At 34.8% G+C, this 15,011-nt stretch carries 12 protein-coding genes, 1 tRNA gene and 1 pseudogene; 5 read left to right on the top strand and 9 right to left on the bottom strand.

What is annotated here, in order from left to right; translation table 11 throughout:
• Window positions 1-171: 171 nt before the first annotated feature.
• Window positions 172-933 (top strand): serine O-acetyltransferase, encoded by a 762-nt coding sequence (gene cysE, locus ACGH49_RS08345; RefSeq protein ID WP_075524262.1) that lies wholly within the window; start codon window positions 172-174, stop codon window positions 931-933.
• A gap of 64 nt (window positions 934-997) precedes the next feature.
• Here the strand turns inward: cysE and ACGH49_RS08340 are convergent, their stop codons facing one another.
• The 6 genes from ACGH49_RS08340 to ACGH49_RS08315 all read right to left on the bottom strand — a co-directional run bounded on the left by ACGH49_RS08340 (window position 998) and on the right by ACGH49_RS08315 (window position 7,675).
• Window positions 998-1,831 (bottom strand): mechanosensitive ion channel domain-containing protein, encoded by an 834-nt coding sequence (locus ACGH49_RS08340; protein ID WP_296210607.1) that lies wholly within the window; start codon window positions 1,829-1,831, stop codon window positions 998-1,000.
• Between the two features lie 61 nt (window positions 1,832-1,892).
• Window positions 1,893-2,486 carry a nucleoid occlusion factor SlmA gene (gene slmA, locus ACGH49_RS08335; protein WP_065607031.1) on the bottom strand — a complete coding sequence of 198 codons (594 nt, stop codon included), beginning with the start codon at window positions 2,484-2,486 and terminating at the stop codon, window positions 1,893-1,895.
• Window positions 2,483-2,941 carry a dUTP diphosphatase gene (gene dut / locus ACGH49_RS08330; protein WP_034909576.1) on the bottom strand — a complete coding sequence of 153 codons (459 nt, stop codon included), beginning with the start codon at window positions 2,939-2,941 and terminating at the stop codon, window positions 2,483-2,485. The genes slmA and dut overlap by 4 nt, the downstream gene beginning before the upstream one ends.
• Window positions 2,925-4,151, bottom strand: coding sequence for a bifunctional phosphopantothenoylcysteine decarboxylase/phosphopantothenate--cysteine ligase CoaBC (gene coaBC, locus ACGH49_RS08325; RefSeq protein WP_411588991.1), 1,227 nt, complete (start codon window positions 4,149-4,151; stop codon window positions 2,925-2,927). The genes dut and coaBC overlap by 17 nt, the downstream gene beginning before the upstream one ends.
• 51 nt (window positions 4,152-4,202) lie before the next feature.
• On the bottom strand, window positions 4,203-5,864 hold the full coding sequence (gene recN / locus ACGH49_RS08320; RefSeq protein WP_411588990.1) for a DNA repair protein RecN: 1,662 nt from the start codon (window positions 5,862-5,864) through the stop codon (window positions 4,203-4,205).
• 542 nt (window positions 5,865-6,406) lie between these two features.
• Entirely contained in the window at window positions 6,407-7,675 is a 1,269-nt protein-coding gene (locus ACGH49_RS08315; protein WP_296317497.1) for a 3-deoxy-D-manno-octulosonic acid transferase, read from the bottom strand.
• A gap of 99 nt (window positions 7,676-7,774) precedes the next feature.
• Between ACGH49_RS08315 and ACGH49_RS08310 the strand changes: the two are divergent.
• The 4 genes and pseudogenes from ACGH49_RS08310 to metF all read left to right on the top strand — a co-directional run.
• Window positions 7,775-8,029 (top strand): annotated as a pseudogene (locus ACGH49_RS08310) (transposase); the annotation flags it as partial.
• Window positions 8,030-8,189: 160 nt separating this feature from the next.
• Complete coding sequence (locus ACGH49_RS08305) at window positions 8,190-8,741, top strand: YagU family protein (RefSeq protein WP_411588989.1); 552 nt, start codon at window positions 8,190-8,192, stop codon at window positions 8,739-8,741.
• A 173-nt stretch (window positions 8,742-8,914) separates the two neighbouring features.
• On the top strand, window positions 8,915-11,188 hold the full coding sequence (metE, locus tag ACGH49_RS08300) for a 5-methyltetrahydropteroyltriglutamate--homocysteine S-methyltransferase (RefSeq protein WP_297225944.1): 2,274 nt from the start codon (window positions 8,915-8,917) through the stop codon (window positions 11,186-11,188).
• Window positions 11,189-11,323: 135 nt separating this feature from the next.
• Window positions 11,324-12,199 (top strand): methylenetetrahydrofolate reductase [NAD(P)H], encoded by an 876-nt coding sequence (metF, locus tag ACGH49_RS08295; protein WP_411588988.1) that lies wholly within the window; start codon window positions 11,324-11,326, stop codon window positions 12,197-12,199.
• Window positions 12,200-12,280: 81 nt separating this feature from the next.
• Here metF and ACGH49_RS08290 read toward each other — a convergent pair.
• The 3 genes from ACGH49_RS08290 to mrdB form a co-directional block, all read right to left on the bottom strand.
• Window positions 12,281-12,357: transfer RNA gene (locus ACGH49_RS08290), tRNA-Met, on the bottom strand.
• A gap of 351 nt (window positions 12,358-12,708) precedes the next feature.
• Window positions 12,709-13,890: a serine hydrolase gene (locus ACGH49_RS08285; RefSeq protein ID WP_411588987.1), complete on the bottom strand. Its 1,182-nt coding sequence runs from the start codon at window positions 13,888-13,890 to the stop codon at window positions 12,709-12,711.
• 14 nt (window positions 13,891-13,904) lie between these two features.
• Window positions 13,905-15,011 (bottom strand): peptidoglycan glycosyltransferase MrdB, encoded by a 1,107-nt coding sequence (mrdB, locus tag ACGH49_RS08280; RefSeq protein ID WP_065607048.1) that lies wholly within the window; start codon window positions 15,009-15,011, stop codon window positions 13,905-13,907.

The raw sequence follows: 15,011 nt of genomic DNA, 5'->3' as shown, positions 1-15,011 counted from the left end.
GCCCTAATAATTATAAAAATGGAAACATATTGTTTCCATTTTTCTTTTTATTGATGTTAAATCAATACAATTCTTGCTTCTAAGGAAAGTTTGCGAAACAATATTAGCAATTTTAGATAATATGTATAGGGACTTGTAGTGAACGATGTAAAAGTAGTTGTTAAACCCGAGATGTTATGGCAAACCATTCGACAAGAAGCTTCTGAATTAGTTGAAAGCGAGCCGATGTTAGCTAGTTATTTCCATGCAACTTTACTCAATCATGAAGATCTGGGGAGTGCTTTAAGCTATATTTTGGCTAATAAGCTTGTTTCTCAGGTTATGCCCGCTATTGAAATTCGTGAAATTGCCCGTCAGGCTTATCAAGCGGACCAAAATATTATTCAGTCAGCTATATGTGATATCATGGCTGTTTATATTCGCGATCCAGCCACTAATTACTATTCAACACCACTTCTTTATTACAAAGGATTTTTATCCTTGCAAGCTTATCGAATTGCACATTGGCTTTGGAAGGAAAACCGTAAATCATTGGCTATTTTTTTACAAAGCCAAATTGCGATTGTATTTGGTGTTGATATTCACCCTGCGGCAAAAATTGGCTGTGGAGTAATGTTTGATCACGCAACAGGTATTGTTATTGGAGAAACAGTGGTAATTGAAAATGATGTTTCTATTTTACAATCGGTTACATTAGGCGGAACGGGTAAAGAAAATGGTGATCGCCATCCAAAAATTCGTGAAGGAGTGATGATTGGAGCTCATTCAACAATTTTAGGTAATATTGAAATAGGCAAAGGTGCTAAAATTGGAGCTGGCTCTGTTGTGTTAGATCCCGTACCTCAGCATACAACCGTTGCTGGTGTACCAGCCAAAGTGGTGGGTTGCCCTGATTGCGAAAAACCAGCGTTAAATATGGATCAAGATATTTAATTGTTATTAGATAATAAAAAAACTCCGTTGATAAACACAGACGGAGTTTTTAATAATTGATTAGCTACTTATTGTTAAGATTTACATCCATTGTTGGGTATGGAATATTAATATTATTTTCAGTTAATCCATTTTTGATATTTTCAAGCAGCTCACCTTTTACCGTGCCATAATTTTCGTTTAATGTCCAAACTAAAACATTAAAATTCATCGATGACGCATCTAAAACATCTAATCGAATGGTAGGCTCTTTGGATGTTAATATATTATTCGTTTTATCAACTGCTTGCTTTAACACTTGATAGACTTTTTGAATATCTGAATCATAACCAACATTAACCGCCAAATCTAAACGTCTTTCTGGTAAGCGAGTATAGTTGATAATATTAGCACTTACTACTTGGCTGTTAGGAATTATAACTAGTTCGTTGGTTGGTGTAACAATAGATGTTGAGAAAATTTGTATAGAATCAATAATACCTTGCTGACTATTGATTATTACCGTTTCACCGACTTTAAATGGGCGAAAAATAATTAAAATAACTCCAGCCGCAAAGTTAGATAGTGAACCTTGTAACGCTAAACCAACAGCTAAGCCAGCGGCACCAATCACTGCAACAATGGATGCTGTTTGAATTCCTAATTGACCTAAAACGGCAACCAATGTCATTACAATAGTTGCATAGTATGCTAATGCACTGACAAATTTAACAACAGTTGGATCAACGTGTCGATTTGATAATATTCTTTTTAATTGGTTGCTAATAAATCTAGCAATAGTTCTACCAATAACAAAAATTATAATGGCAAAGCAGAAATGAGCAATATAGCTAAATACAACTCCATCATACTTTTCGATAAATAAAAGAATATAATTGAAAAAACCTTCAAAATTCATATTATTATCCTCATTAATAGGTAATAGAAATTACTGTTAAAGTGTTTTAGTACGAAATCGGCTAGACCAGTTGTTTAGTTAATAAAGTCCAACGTACCTCAAAATTAGTTGTTGGTAGATATTTAAAACCTGAACGAGAATAACGTGTCATCATACCTTCACAAAAAGCTAATAATTGACTAGATAAAATACGTTCATCAGTTATGAAAGCAACGCCTTCACGAATTTTTCGTTCACGTAAAACTTGCTTAATTTGAGTTTCAATCCGTTCAAACAGCTGGCTAATACGTTCTTGTAACTGCTCTTGTTCAAACATTAATGCGTGCCCAGTCATAATTCTGGTTAATCCTGGGTTCTTTTCAGAAAACCCTAATATCAAAGCAAGAATAAGTTGTAACCGAGTAAATGTATTTGGCTCTTCATGCATGATCACATTTATACGGGATAACAAGATATCTTCAATATAGACAATTAAACTTTCAAACATTTTTGTTTTACTCGGAAAATGTCGATATAAAGCTGCTTCAGAAACACCTACTGTTGCAGCTAATTTGGCCGTAGTTATTCTTTGAGTGCCTTCATTAGATTCAAGCATTTTTGCCAATGCTTGTAAGATATCTTCTTTGCGATTTCTATTTTTGCTACTCACGATCATTTTTTACCCGAATGTCCAAAACCACCTTCGCCTCGTGCTGATTCAACAAATTCATCAACAATGTTAAATTCGGCTTGTACAACAGGAACAATGATTAGTTGAGCAATCCGATCGCCTGCTTCAATCACAAAAGGGGTTTGGCTTCGATTCCAAACAGGAACAAATAGTTGTCCTTGATAATCTGAATCAATCAAACCTACCAAATTACCAAGTACAATACCATTTTTTGAACCAAGCCCTGAACGCGGTAACACTAATGCCGCTAAACTAGGATCAGCAATATGCATTGATAAACCAGTCGGCGTTAGGATAGTTTCTCCTGGTTTTATTTCGGTTGTTTTATCAAACATTGCTCTTAAATCAATGCCTGCAGATCCTTCAGTTGCATAAGTAGGTAGAGGAAATTCGTTACCTAAACGTTTGTCTAATACTTTTATATCAATTTTTCTTTTCATCATGACTCGCTTTATATCGTGTTATAACAGTTTGAAGTAGCTGTGTTGCTAATTGGTTTTTACTGCTTAATGGTAACGTTTGCTCACCATTTTGCCAATACAGTATTAATGCATTTTGATCGGAATTAAAGCCAATGGTTTTATCAGAAACATCATTAGCACAAATTAAATCTAAATTTTTTGCGGTTAATTTTTTTAGTGCATAAGTTTTAACATCATTAGTTTCAGCGGCAAATCCTACCACAAAAGGGCGATGTGTTTTTAGCGCTGCGACACTTGCTACAATATCGGGATTTTTAACTAATTCAATCACAAGTTCATCGTTATCGCCCGTTTTTTTAATTTTTTGTGTCGCAATTGTTTTAGCATGATAGTCGGCAACAGCGGCACAAGAAATAAAAATATTTGATTTTTTAGCGTAATTCATTGCTTCATCGTACATCTGTTTAGCGCTTTTAACGTCAATTCGGTTGACATTATTCGGCGTATGTAAATGAACCGGTCCACTAATTAATGTGACATTGGCACCCATTTGAGCAGCGGCGTTTGCAATTGCAAATCCCATTTTTCCTGAACTGTAATTACTAATATAACGAACTGGATCAATTTCTTCGATTGTTGGTCCTGCCGTAATGGTAATTGATATATCTGAAAGCACTGAGGTTGATTTAAAATAGTGGGTTATTTCTTCAACAATAGTGAGTGGCTCAAGCATACGTCCTGGTCCAACATCACCGCAGGCTTGAAAACCACTGTCTGGACCTAAAATTAAGGTATTTCTTGACGCTAATACAGATAAATTATGTTGAGTTGCGGCGGCTTTATACATTTGTTGATTCATCGCCGGAGCAATGGCAATTGGCGAAGATGTTGCTAAACAAATTGTTGATAACAAATCATCGGCAATACCATTTGCCATTTTAGCAATAATATTGGCGGTTGCAGGCGCAATTAATACTAAATCTGCCCATTTGGCAAGTTCAATATGACTCATAGAAAGCTCGGCCGATGGATCAAAGAGATCGCTAGAAACCTGATTGCCAGAAACAGCTTGTAATGTCATTTTGGTAACAAAATGGCTAGCAGAATCAGTCAAAACTACATGCACTTGCGCGCCAGATTTTTTTAAATGGCGAACAAGGTCAGGACATTTATAAGCGGCAATGCCGCCAGTAATTCCTAATAAGATACGTTTACCTGTTAGACTCATAAGCCAGCTTCCTTCCTACCAAAATGAAAGCGTTATATTACCACAATTAAGTTAGATAATAAGTAGCTCTTTCGCATTGGCTAATGTTGCGTCTGTAATTTTATCGCCGCCTAATAATCTCGCTAACTCGTTTAATCGCCCATTTTCGTTTAATTTTTGCATATCTGTAGTGGTTTTTTTACCATTAGTTTGTTTACTAACAAAATAGTGTTGGTTAGCTTGTCCTGCAACTTGTGGTAAATGAGTAACGGTAATTACTTGAGTTGATTGTCCAAGCTGCCTTAATAGTTGCCCCACTTTTGCGGCGGTTGGACCGCTGATCCCAACATCGATTTCATCAAAGATTAGAGCTGGCGTATCCATTTTTTGAGCAGTTAACACCTGAATTGCCAAAGCAATACGCGACAACTCACCACCCGAAGCAACTTTAGCCAGAGGTTGGGGACTTTGTCCTACATTAGTACTAACTAAAAAAGTGACTTGATCAGCACCATCTTCATTTAATCGATTTTCATCAAAAGCAACATCAATACTAAATTGACCATTTGGCATTGATAAGTCATGCATGATAGTGGTCACTTTTTTAGCTAATGTTTTGCTTATCGTTAACCTTTTTTGATGCAATTTTGTAGCAATTTCAACGGCGATTTGATGGTATTTAATAATATCATTTTTAAGTTGTTCACTTTGTTCATCTTGCAGATTAATTTGTTTAAATTCAGCTAACAAAGTTTGATGTAAATCTGGCAATTCTTCGGGCGAGACATGATGTTTACGCGCCAAAGCAATTTGTTTAGATAACCGCTGTTCTAGTTGCATAACTCGAGCAGGATCAAGCTCTAAACGTTCACTATAATGACGAAGCTCATCGCTTGCTTCTTTAATTTGAATAGATGCCTCTTCCAACATGTTATAAACATTATTTAACGTAGGATCGAGCGAGGTTAGTTCTTGAACACTATTTTTCACACTGCTTAGTAAATTACTAACGTTATAGTCGTCTGCCTCGTCTAACAACATGACAGATTGCTGGCTTAGATTAATTAACTGTTCGCTATTAGATAACCGTTTGTACTCTTCATCAATTTGTTGAAACTCCCCTTCAATGGGCGAAAATTCATTAAGTTCTTTTAATTGATATTGCAAAAGCTGCATATGCGCATCACGCTCTTGCCTTGTTGTTTCGTATTGTTGGTAAGCCCGTGTTGCCTCTTTCCATTGCCTATAGGCTTGATGCATTTGAGCAAGTAGTGTTGATTCATTCATATAATGATTTAACAACAACTGCTGATAATCACTGCGTAACAGGCGTTGATGCTCATGTTGCCCATGAATTTGAATCAACATTTGCCCCAAATCTTTTAATTGCGAAATAGGAACAGCTCGACCATTAATAAACGCTTTAGAACGCCCATCTTGATTAATCACTCGGCGTAAAATGCACTCATTGCCCTCATCAAGTTGGTTTTCGCGTAACCAATTAAAAGCCGCTGGCGTATCATCAAGCACAAAACAAGCCGAAATATCAACACGATCAGCCCCATGCCGAATAGATGAAGCATCAGAACGATTTCCTAAACATAATCCCAATGCATCAATAGCAATCGACTTCCCAGCTCCTGTTTCACCCGTAATAGCAGTCATCCCAATAGTAAAGTCGACAAGAAGTTGGTCTACAATAGCAAAATTATTAATAGTTAGTTGAGTTATCATAATAAATTAATACATAAGGCTAATTATAATATTGGCAGTATAGCAGTAAAAACACTGTAAATAAATACAGGATTGGTGTTTTTGTTTTTTGAAATGTTTTGGGGATATCTACAAGCGCTATTTATATGAAATCGAAACTATTTCACCTAGGAGGTATGCAACTTTTTGATGTTATTTACTATTTGGTTTGTCAAAATTACTATCATTTATTGAATTTTGATTTAAATAGTCAATAAATTATTAAAGTTAAATGGGCTTTAAGGACAAAGAAATGTATCTCGATTTTTGTACACGGTTTATGTACATTCCTCTTTTTAAACGATCATATTGTAACTATCCCCTAAAATAGTACAGTAAAAGAGTAGAAAATTCTCTTTATTAACCCACAGAGGATTTAAATATAAAAAAAATGACTGAACATCAGATTGTATCTATTACTAAATATTTTTTCTTAACAATAGGATTCAATGCATAACTTAGAACTCTTACACTTAGTCCTAAACGTTTATGAGCATCAAAAATCAAACTACTACTTAAATTATCTAGCTTCTTATCCATTTTTCTATCTCCCTAAAATGATTAATTAATATAACTGCCTCTCGTTCTACGGTCTTAACAAAACTATTATAAATACGAAGTCTATCTTGAGTCGTCAGACTTTCTATCTGCTGAAAAATACTATTTATGTCATGTTGTATATCTGGTATAAAAGAATGTAATAGTTCATCCATATATTTCTGAGAAGAAAAATGGGGGCCGTAATAAACCATAGCACCATAAAGAAGTGGTTCAAATAAACTATGTCCTTTTAAAGAGGAGTCAAAAGAACCAAATACAATCGATGCGTGTGACATAGAATAAATGCGATTCAAAACCCCATAACTTTTTACAAAAACAATATCTGACAATATATTTTCAATATCGTTACATTCCGATATAACCTCTACTTGATTATTATATTGCTTTTTAATCACCTGAATAAAATCATCAAAAAAATTAATATGTCTGGGCACAAGTATTATTTTATAATCAAGATGAATTAATTTAGATAAAAGAACATTAACAGTATTAAGTTCATTGGGATGAAAATTAGAAATTGCTATTACTTTCCTTTCGGAAGTGATATTTTCAACACCATTAACGCGAATATTTAAGGGAAGTTTGTAGCTAGGCACAACCGACACATTAATATCTGGCATTATATGTAGCAGTTTTGTTCTAAGGTCATCTGTTTGTACATAAGCATTTTTAATTGGCGAAAACATTAACTCTCTATAATACCTGTTACTAAGACGTTGTATTGTTTTATCTGAAATATGACCATTTAAAAGTATCACCTCTCGCTTTAGCATATTCATTACTGCAAGAAAGTTTGGCCAAAAATCATGCTCAATAATTATTGCTTTTTTGATATGAAAGTGACTAAGAAACAAAGTTTGATGAATTAATGAATCAAAAGGAAAATATAATATTTTCAAATTCAGTTTATTCTTATGTAGTTTTTTATAAGCCTGAATAGATGTTACTGTTAATATAATATTTTCATTTGATTCTGGTTCAAATGAATTAATTAAATTAATTGCTGCATCAACTTCTCCTAAAGATATTGCATGAATCATTATACAATTCTTTTTATTCCATCGATGAAACAAAGAAGTAAGAAAATAATGTTGACTAATATGTTGTAAATTATCTCTAGTTTTAATATTTTGTTTACGAGCCTTAATGAAAGAATAAACAGCAAGCACAGGCAAAAATATTAACAAAAACTGAGTGACTATCAATAAACAATATCTAAATAATTTATCCATTTTTTCTCTATCGTTTAAATAAAACTGTAACTATCCCCTAAAATAGTACAGCAAAAAAATAGAAAATTCTCTATGATAAAAGTAAAAGAGGATTTAAATATGAGAAAAATGACTGAACATCAAATCGTAGCTATTTTAAAAGAAGCTGAAGCTGGTATTCCCGTTAAAGAACTTTGCCGTGAATATGGCATGGAGAATTCAACTTTCTATAAATGACGGGAAAAATACGGCGGAATGGAAACTTCAGACATCAAACGCTTAAAGGAGCTTGAAGCCGAAAACCGTAAACTTAAACAGATGTTTGCCCAGCTCAGTTTAAAAGCTCAGCTTCAGGAGGAAATCATAAAAAAGCTCTAGAGTCTACTAAGGCACGGAAAACTTGGGCAGTGCAATTGCAAGAAAGTCATTTCATCACCAATAACTTTTACACCTCCCCCAACTTATTCTTCTTTTATCCCAAATTACACAGGAGTATAATTTATACACCTATTATTATAATTATGGAAAACCCAGTATGTTTGGAAATAAAACAAATCGTCAAGTCATTATTTGGACAACAATCATTGGTGGTTTTATTAGTGCTTTAGTTAAGTGGGGATCCGAGGTTAATATGCCTCCTCGTGTCCCGGGTGAAATTTCGCCTCCAGCGGCACATATTGATGCATGGCTTGGCTGGCTTGGAATTGATTATCATTCACTTGATTATATTTATCAAACAGCAACTGTTTCTGGTGCGGTAACGCTTTATCACTGGTTATTCAGTTTTGCTTTTGCCTTTGTTTATGTGGCTGGTGCATATTATTGCAACAAAATCCGACTATGGTATGGCGCAGTTTATGGCACGATTATTACTATCTCTATGCATGGTTTTTTAATTCCATTACTTGGCTTTCGTCATCCTGCTTATGATGCCGAAGGTACTGTTGGTTGGTTATGGAATTTAAATGGCTATGAGCTATGGAGCGAAATTTTGGGTCATATCTATTGGGGCGTTTCAATTGAAATTTGTATGATTGCCGTTCTTGCTCATTTTTCAAGACCTATTCGTGGCGAGTGGCGTCAATAATTTAAGTTAAATCACTTAATACTAAATCCTACTATTTAACTATAGTGGGATTTTTTATTTTATCTGTTATAGTTAAAAACTATATTAACCAATAAAAAACTAGAATTATTCAATATCTGTTTTTTTTGTTATCTTCTTTATCACTAAAGAAAGTCGATAAAAAGGAAATAAAAATGAATACTGCTGTTATTGGATATCCTCGAGTTGGTAAGCTTCGTGAACTTAAATTTGCAACAGAAGCCTATTTTAAAGGTAATAAAACACAAGCTGAATTATTAAACGAAGCTAAAGCGCTACGAGCTGAGCATTTAAAACAACAAGCGGCTCAAAAAATTGCCTTTATTTCATCTAATGATTTTTCATTCTATGATGCGGTGTTAGATACAGCGTGTTTACTTAATGTTATTCCAAAACGTTACCAAGATTTAGGTTTACCTGAACTTGACCGTTATTTTGCGATGGCACGTGGTTATCAGGGTGAAAAAGGCGATGTGCGAGCACTCGCTATGAAAAAATGGTTTAACACCAATTACCACTATTTAGTACCTGAAATTGAAGATTCAGTACAAATTAAGTTAACAGGCACTAAACCTTTTGACGAATATCAAGAAGCTAAAGCGTTAGGTGTACAAACCAAGCCGGTTGTGATTGGTGCATTAACCTTTTTTAAATTAGCGCAGTATTTAGGTAAAAAACAGCTTGTTGATTTTAAAGCTGATATTATTAAAGCTTATCAAGACATCATCCAAAAATTCACAACACTTGGTGCTGAGTGGATCCAAATTGATGAACCTATTTTAGTCACTGACCTAAATAAAGACGATATCGCTTTATTTACCGAACTTTATCAAGCGATTTTATCGGTAAAAGGACAAACTAAGATTGTTTTACAAACTTATTTTGGTGATGTACGTGATTGTTATAAAGAACTTGTCGCTTTACCTTTTGATGGTATTGGTCTTGATTTTGTTGAAGGTAAACAATCATTAGCTTTACTTGAAAACAATGGTTTCCCTGCCGATAAAGTCTTATTTGCTGGTGTGGTAAATGGAAAAAATATCTGGAAAAACAATTACCAAAAAACCTTAGCATTACTTGGTAAAATCAAACAAAAAGCCGCAAATATTGTAATCAATACTTCTTGTTCATTACTGCATGTTCCTTATACATTGCAAAATGAGACCAAATTAACTATTCAACAACGTGCTTATTTTGCTTTTGCACAAGAAAAGCTACAAGAACTTGCTGAACTTGGTCAATTATTTAAGGATGCAAATCCTGAAAATAATGCCGCTTATAAAGCTAACCAAACATTATTTACTCGTGAGCGTGAAGGCGCAAATCAAGCTGTACGCCAAAAAGTGGCCGCATTAAAAGATTCGGACTTTACTCGTTTACCTGAATTTTCAGTGCGTGAAGCAGCGCAGAAAAAGGCCTTTAATTTGCCACTGTTACCAACAACCACTATTGGATCATTCCCACAAACACCTGATGTACGTTTAAATCGTGCTAAATTCAAAAAAGGTGAAATTTGCCTGAACGAATATACTGAGTTTAATCAACAAAAAATTGCGCAGTGTATTAAATTACAAGAAGAAATTGGCATTGATGTGTTAGTACATGGTGAATTTGAACGTAATGACATGGTCGAATATTTTGGTGAAAGCTTAAATGGCTTTGTGTTTACTGAAAAAGCATGGGTGCAATCTTATGGTACTCGTTGCGTTAAGCCACCAATTGTTTGGGGTGATATTTCACGCTCAAAACCGATTACTGTTGCATATTCAAAATATGCACAAAGCCTGACAGACAAACCAGTTAAAGGTATGTTAACAGGACCTGTGACTATTCTAAATTGGTCGTTCCCACGAGAAGATATTTCTCAAAAAGAATCGGTATTCCAAATAGCATTAGCAATTGGTGATGAAGTATTAGATCTTGAAGCAGCGGGTATTAAGATTATTCAAATTGACGAAGCGGCATTAAAAGAAAAATTACCACTACGTAAAGCCGATTGGAACAGTGAATACCTTGATTGGGCGATCCCTGCGTTTAGATTGGTACATAGCAAAGTGCAAGCAGATACGCAAATTCATACTCATATGTGTTATAGCGAATTTGCTGACATTATTAAAGATATTGATGCAATGGACGCTGATGTTATTTCGTTCGAGGCTTCTCGCTCTAATTTGCAGTTGATTGACGTACTTAATGCAAACAACTTCAAAACTGAAGTAGGACCAGGGGTTTACGACATCCATTCACCACGTGTACCACCAGTAGCCGAAATCAAAGCAACGATTGAAAAGTTACTAGCGAAGATTGATAACCAAAAATTGTGGATCAACCCAGATTGCGGTTTAAAAACTCGTGGCGAAAAAGAAGTGGTTGAAAGCTTACAACATTTAGTACAAGCCACTTTAGAAGTAAGAAAAACACTGAACTAAGTACTATTTTTACAAAGTCGTTGAGTTTTTTATTAACAAATCAGGCTTTGTTCATAGCCTTACGTTTCCGCCGCCTATTTGGGCGGCGGAAGTGTCAATAAAGGAAATGAGTGACATAACCAATGGATGAAACAAATGAAAACAAATCTACTATTTAATAAAAAAACCGTATTCTCCTTTGAGGTTTTTCCCCCTAAAAAAACCTCACCTCTAGAAACAATTTATAGTACATTGCGTGAACTTGGTTATTTTAAACCTGATTTTATCAGTGTCACTTATGGTGCAGGTGGTAGCTTAAATGGTCAAACCACCATTGATATTGCCCACTCAGTCAAACACACTTATGGCATTGAAAGCGTCGCTCACTTGCCGGGGATCAATTTTGATAAAGCTGAAATGCAAAAAATCCTACATGATCTTAAATGTGCAGGAATTGATAATGTGCTCGCTTTGCGTGGTGACATCAGCCCGAATGTACAACCTAAAGATGATTTTCGATACGCTAGCGAACTGGTGACATTCATTAAAGAAAACGGTGATTTTAACGTGATTGGTGCATGTTACCCAGAAGGACACCTTGAAGCAGCAACACTAAAACAAGATCTGATCCACCTAAAAGAAAAAGTCAATGCAGGTACCGATCAACTTATTTCACAGCTATTTTTTGATAATGACTATTTTTATACATTTTTAGATAAAGCTCGCGATATTGGCATTAATGTTCCAATAGAAGCAGGCATCATGCCAGTGACCAATAAAAACCAAATTGAGCGTATGGTATCGATGTGTGGGGTGAATTTACCTAAAAAATTCAAACAAATGATGGAAAAATACGAACACCACCCAGAAGCATTTCGTGATGCCGGTATTGCTTATGCAATCGATCAGATTGTTGATTTGGTTTCGCAAGATGTCGATGGCATTCACTTATACACCATGAACAATAGCTACATAGCAAGACGCATTAGCGAAGCAGTATCAACATTGCTAGCGGTACCAAAATCGCAATAGCGGTGGTATAAAAATAGTGATGGTATAAAGATAAAGTGTAATGTTTGGAGTACTGTGGCGTTGTTACGGACTAGCTAAAATTGGTTGCGGGGGCTGGATTTGAACCAACGACCTTCGGGTTATGAGCCCGACGAGCTACCAAGCTGCTCCACCCCGCGTCAAAGAAGTGGCTATATTATAGCAATAAAATAATAAAGCAATACCTATTTAGCTTAAACGCCACATTTTTAAACATTCTTGAGTGAATATATATTATTATCTAACACAAATAACAGTTACATGATATTTTTTGCTAGTTATTATGAATAAGATGATTATTTCAGCTATGAAAAGTTTAGTCATTGAATTTTTCATCTGCTCTTATTTGAACGGATAGTTTTATTTTTATATTATTCTATTACAGTTAATTTATTTGTTTACTGTAAATTTGACATAATAGGTAGAGTTAGTTTTGAAGGGGGATAAGATTGTTCTGTAAGCTAATACTTACAGAACAATGATAGTAAAAACTAGCTAAACAATTTATGGAATTGTAAGCTTATCCAATCCCAGATACTTCCAAAGAATCCTGTTTCTTCAACATTTTGTAAAGCGACAAGAGGTTGTTCGCTAATTACTTTACCATCTAATAGAAACTGCATTTTACCTACGGCAGTACCTTTTGTTATTGGTGCATAAATATAATCGTCAATTTTATATTCAACTTGTACATCAGCTGAACGTCCTTTTGGTACAGTGATGTAAGACCCATTAATTGCACCTAGTTGAATTTTATTTTCATCTCCATACCAAATCGTTTTTGTCGCTAATGGCGTATCTGCTTTTACAGGATTTGCGGTTTCAAAAAAGCGGAATCCCCATACTAATAGTTTTTTGCTCTCTTCTTCACGGCCTTTATATGTTCGTCCACCTAGTACCGCTGAAATCAATCGGGTATTGCCATCAATCGCTGAAGCAACTAAGTTATAACCAGCAGCATTGGTATGCCCTGTTTTAATTCCATCAACGTTTAATGTGGTATCCCAAAGTAGTCCATTTCGATTAAGTTGTGGTTTTGATAAAGTATAGGTAAATTCTTTTTGTTTATAAATAGAATATTCTTCAGGTAAATCTCGAATCAATGCTTGCCCTAAAAAAGCCATATCTTTGGCTGTTGTGTATTGCCCTGGTGCATCAAGCCCATGAACTGTTTCAAAATGAGTATGCGCTAATCCAATTTTTTTTGCATAATCATTCATTAGGTTAACAAAAGCCCCTTGGCTTCCTGCTACATGTTCTGCCATTGCAATACAAGCATCATTACCAGATTGGATGATAATACCTTTATTAAGATCAGAAACTGATACTGTTTTACCCACTTCTAAAAACATCAATGATGACCCTTTTAAAACAGGGTTACCCGTTGCCCATGCATCTTTACTTACTACAACCATATCATCATTTTTTATGCGTCCTGAGTGTAGTGCTTGACCAACCACATAGCTGGTCATCATTTTGGTTAGACTAGCTGGATCACGCTGTTGTTCAGCGTTATATTGCGCTAAAATTTCGCCCGATTTTGCATCGATTAATATATAAGATTCAGCATCTAGTTGCGGAATAGCTGGGATAGGAAAAGCCATTTCAGCCGATACTGATGAACAAAGTGCAAGCGCAAACAACGCAAAAGATAATTTAAATTTCTTTTTCATTTATTTCAATTCCGTTAAATATTTTTAGACAACATATATCGATGTGTGTGGATAGACATTATAATGCCAAAACTTGCCATTAATACGACTAAAGATGAGCCACCATAACTTATTAATGGTAATGGTACACCAACTACTGGTAAGATTCCACTAACCATGCCAATATTAATAAAAGCATAAATAAAAAATACTAAAATTAGTCCACCCGATAAAATTCGTCCAAATGTTGTTTGTGCTTGAGCTGCAATAATAAGTCCTCGCACAATCAAACATAAAAATAAAATTAATAAAATAATGGAACCAATAAAACCAAATTCTTCAGCTATGACTGAAAAGATAAAATCGGTGTGCCGCTCAGGTAAAAATTCAAGTTGCGATTGTGTGCCTTGAAGCCAGCCTTTACCCCATATACCGCCTGATCCAATTGCTGTTTTGGATTGAATAATATGATAACCAGCACCGCTTGGATCAAGCTCAGGATTGATCAGCATTAATACTCTTTTTTGCTGATAATCGTGCATTAAAAAGAACCACATAATTGGTAAAAATATAGCAATTAAAATTAATGCAATAAGAATATAGCGCCAATTAATGCCTGCTAAAAAAATAATAAAAATTCCTGACATAATAATCAATATTGCTGTGCCAAGATCCGGTTGCATAGCAACAAGTAATGTCGGTACTCCAATTATACCAAGTGTTTGTAATGTTGTTTTTAATGGCGGTGGGCATCCATCACGATGAATAAATTTTGCAACCATTAATGGCACGGCTATTTTGGCTATTTCAGAAGGTTGGAATCGTAAAATACCTAAATCTAACCAGCGCTGTGCACCTTTACTAGTATAACCAAAAATATCAACTAATAATAAAATAATAATACAAGCGATATATAGATATGGTGCCAATTTTTCATAGGTTCTAGGTGAAAACTGAGCCAGTAAAATCATTACAGCAAAGCCAAGTAAAATTTGTATTACTCGCTTTTGCATCATATCAATATTTTGTCCACTTGCACTCCACAGTATATAAAGACTATAACCAAGTAATAAAGTAATAAATAAAAAAAACAGAGGATCAATATGTATTTTTTGCCAAAAAGATTTTTTACTACTATTCAT

Source organism: Gilliamella sp. BG7 (assembly GCF_046635565.1).
In the GTDB taxonomy this organism is placed as follows: domain Bacteria; phylum Pseudomonadota; class Gammaproteobacteria; order Enterobacterales; family Orbaceae; genus Gilliamella; species Gilliamella apicola_P.
This window is presented reverse-complemented; position numbering and strand designations above follow the sequence as displayed.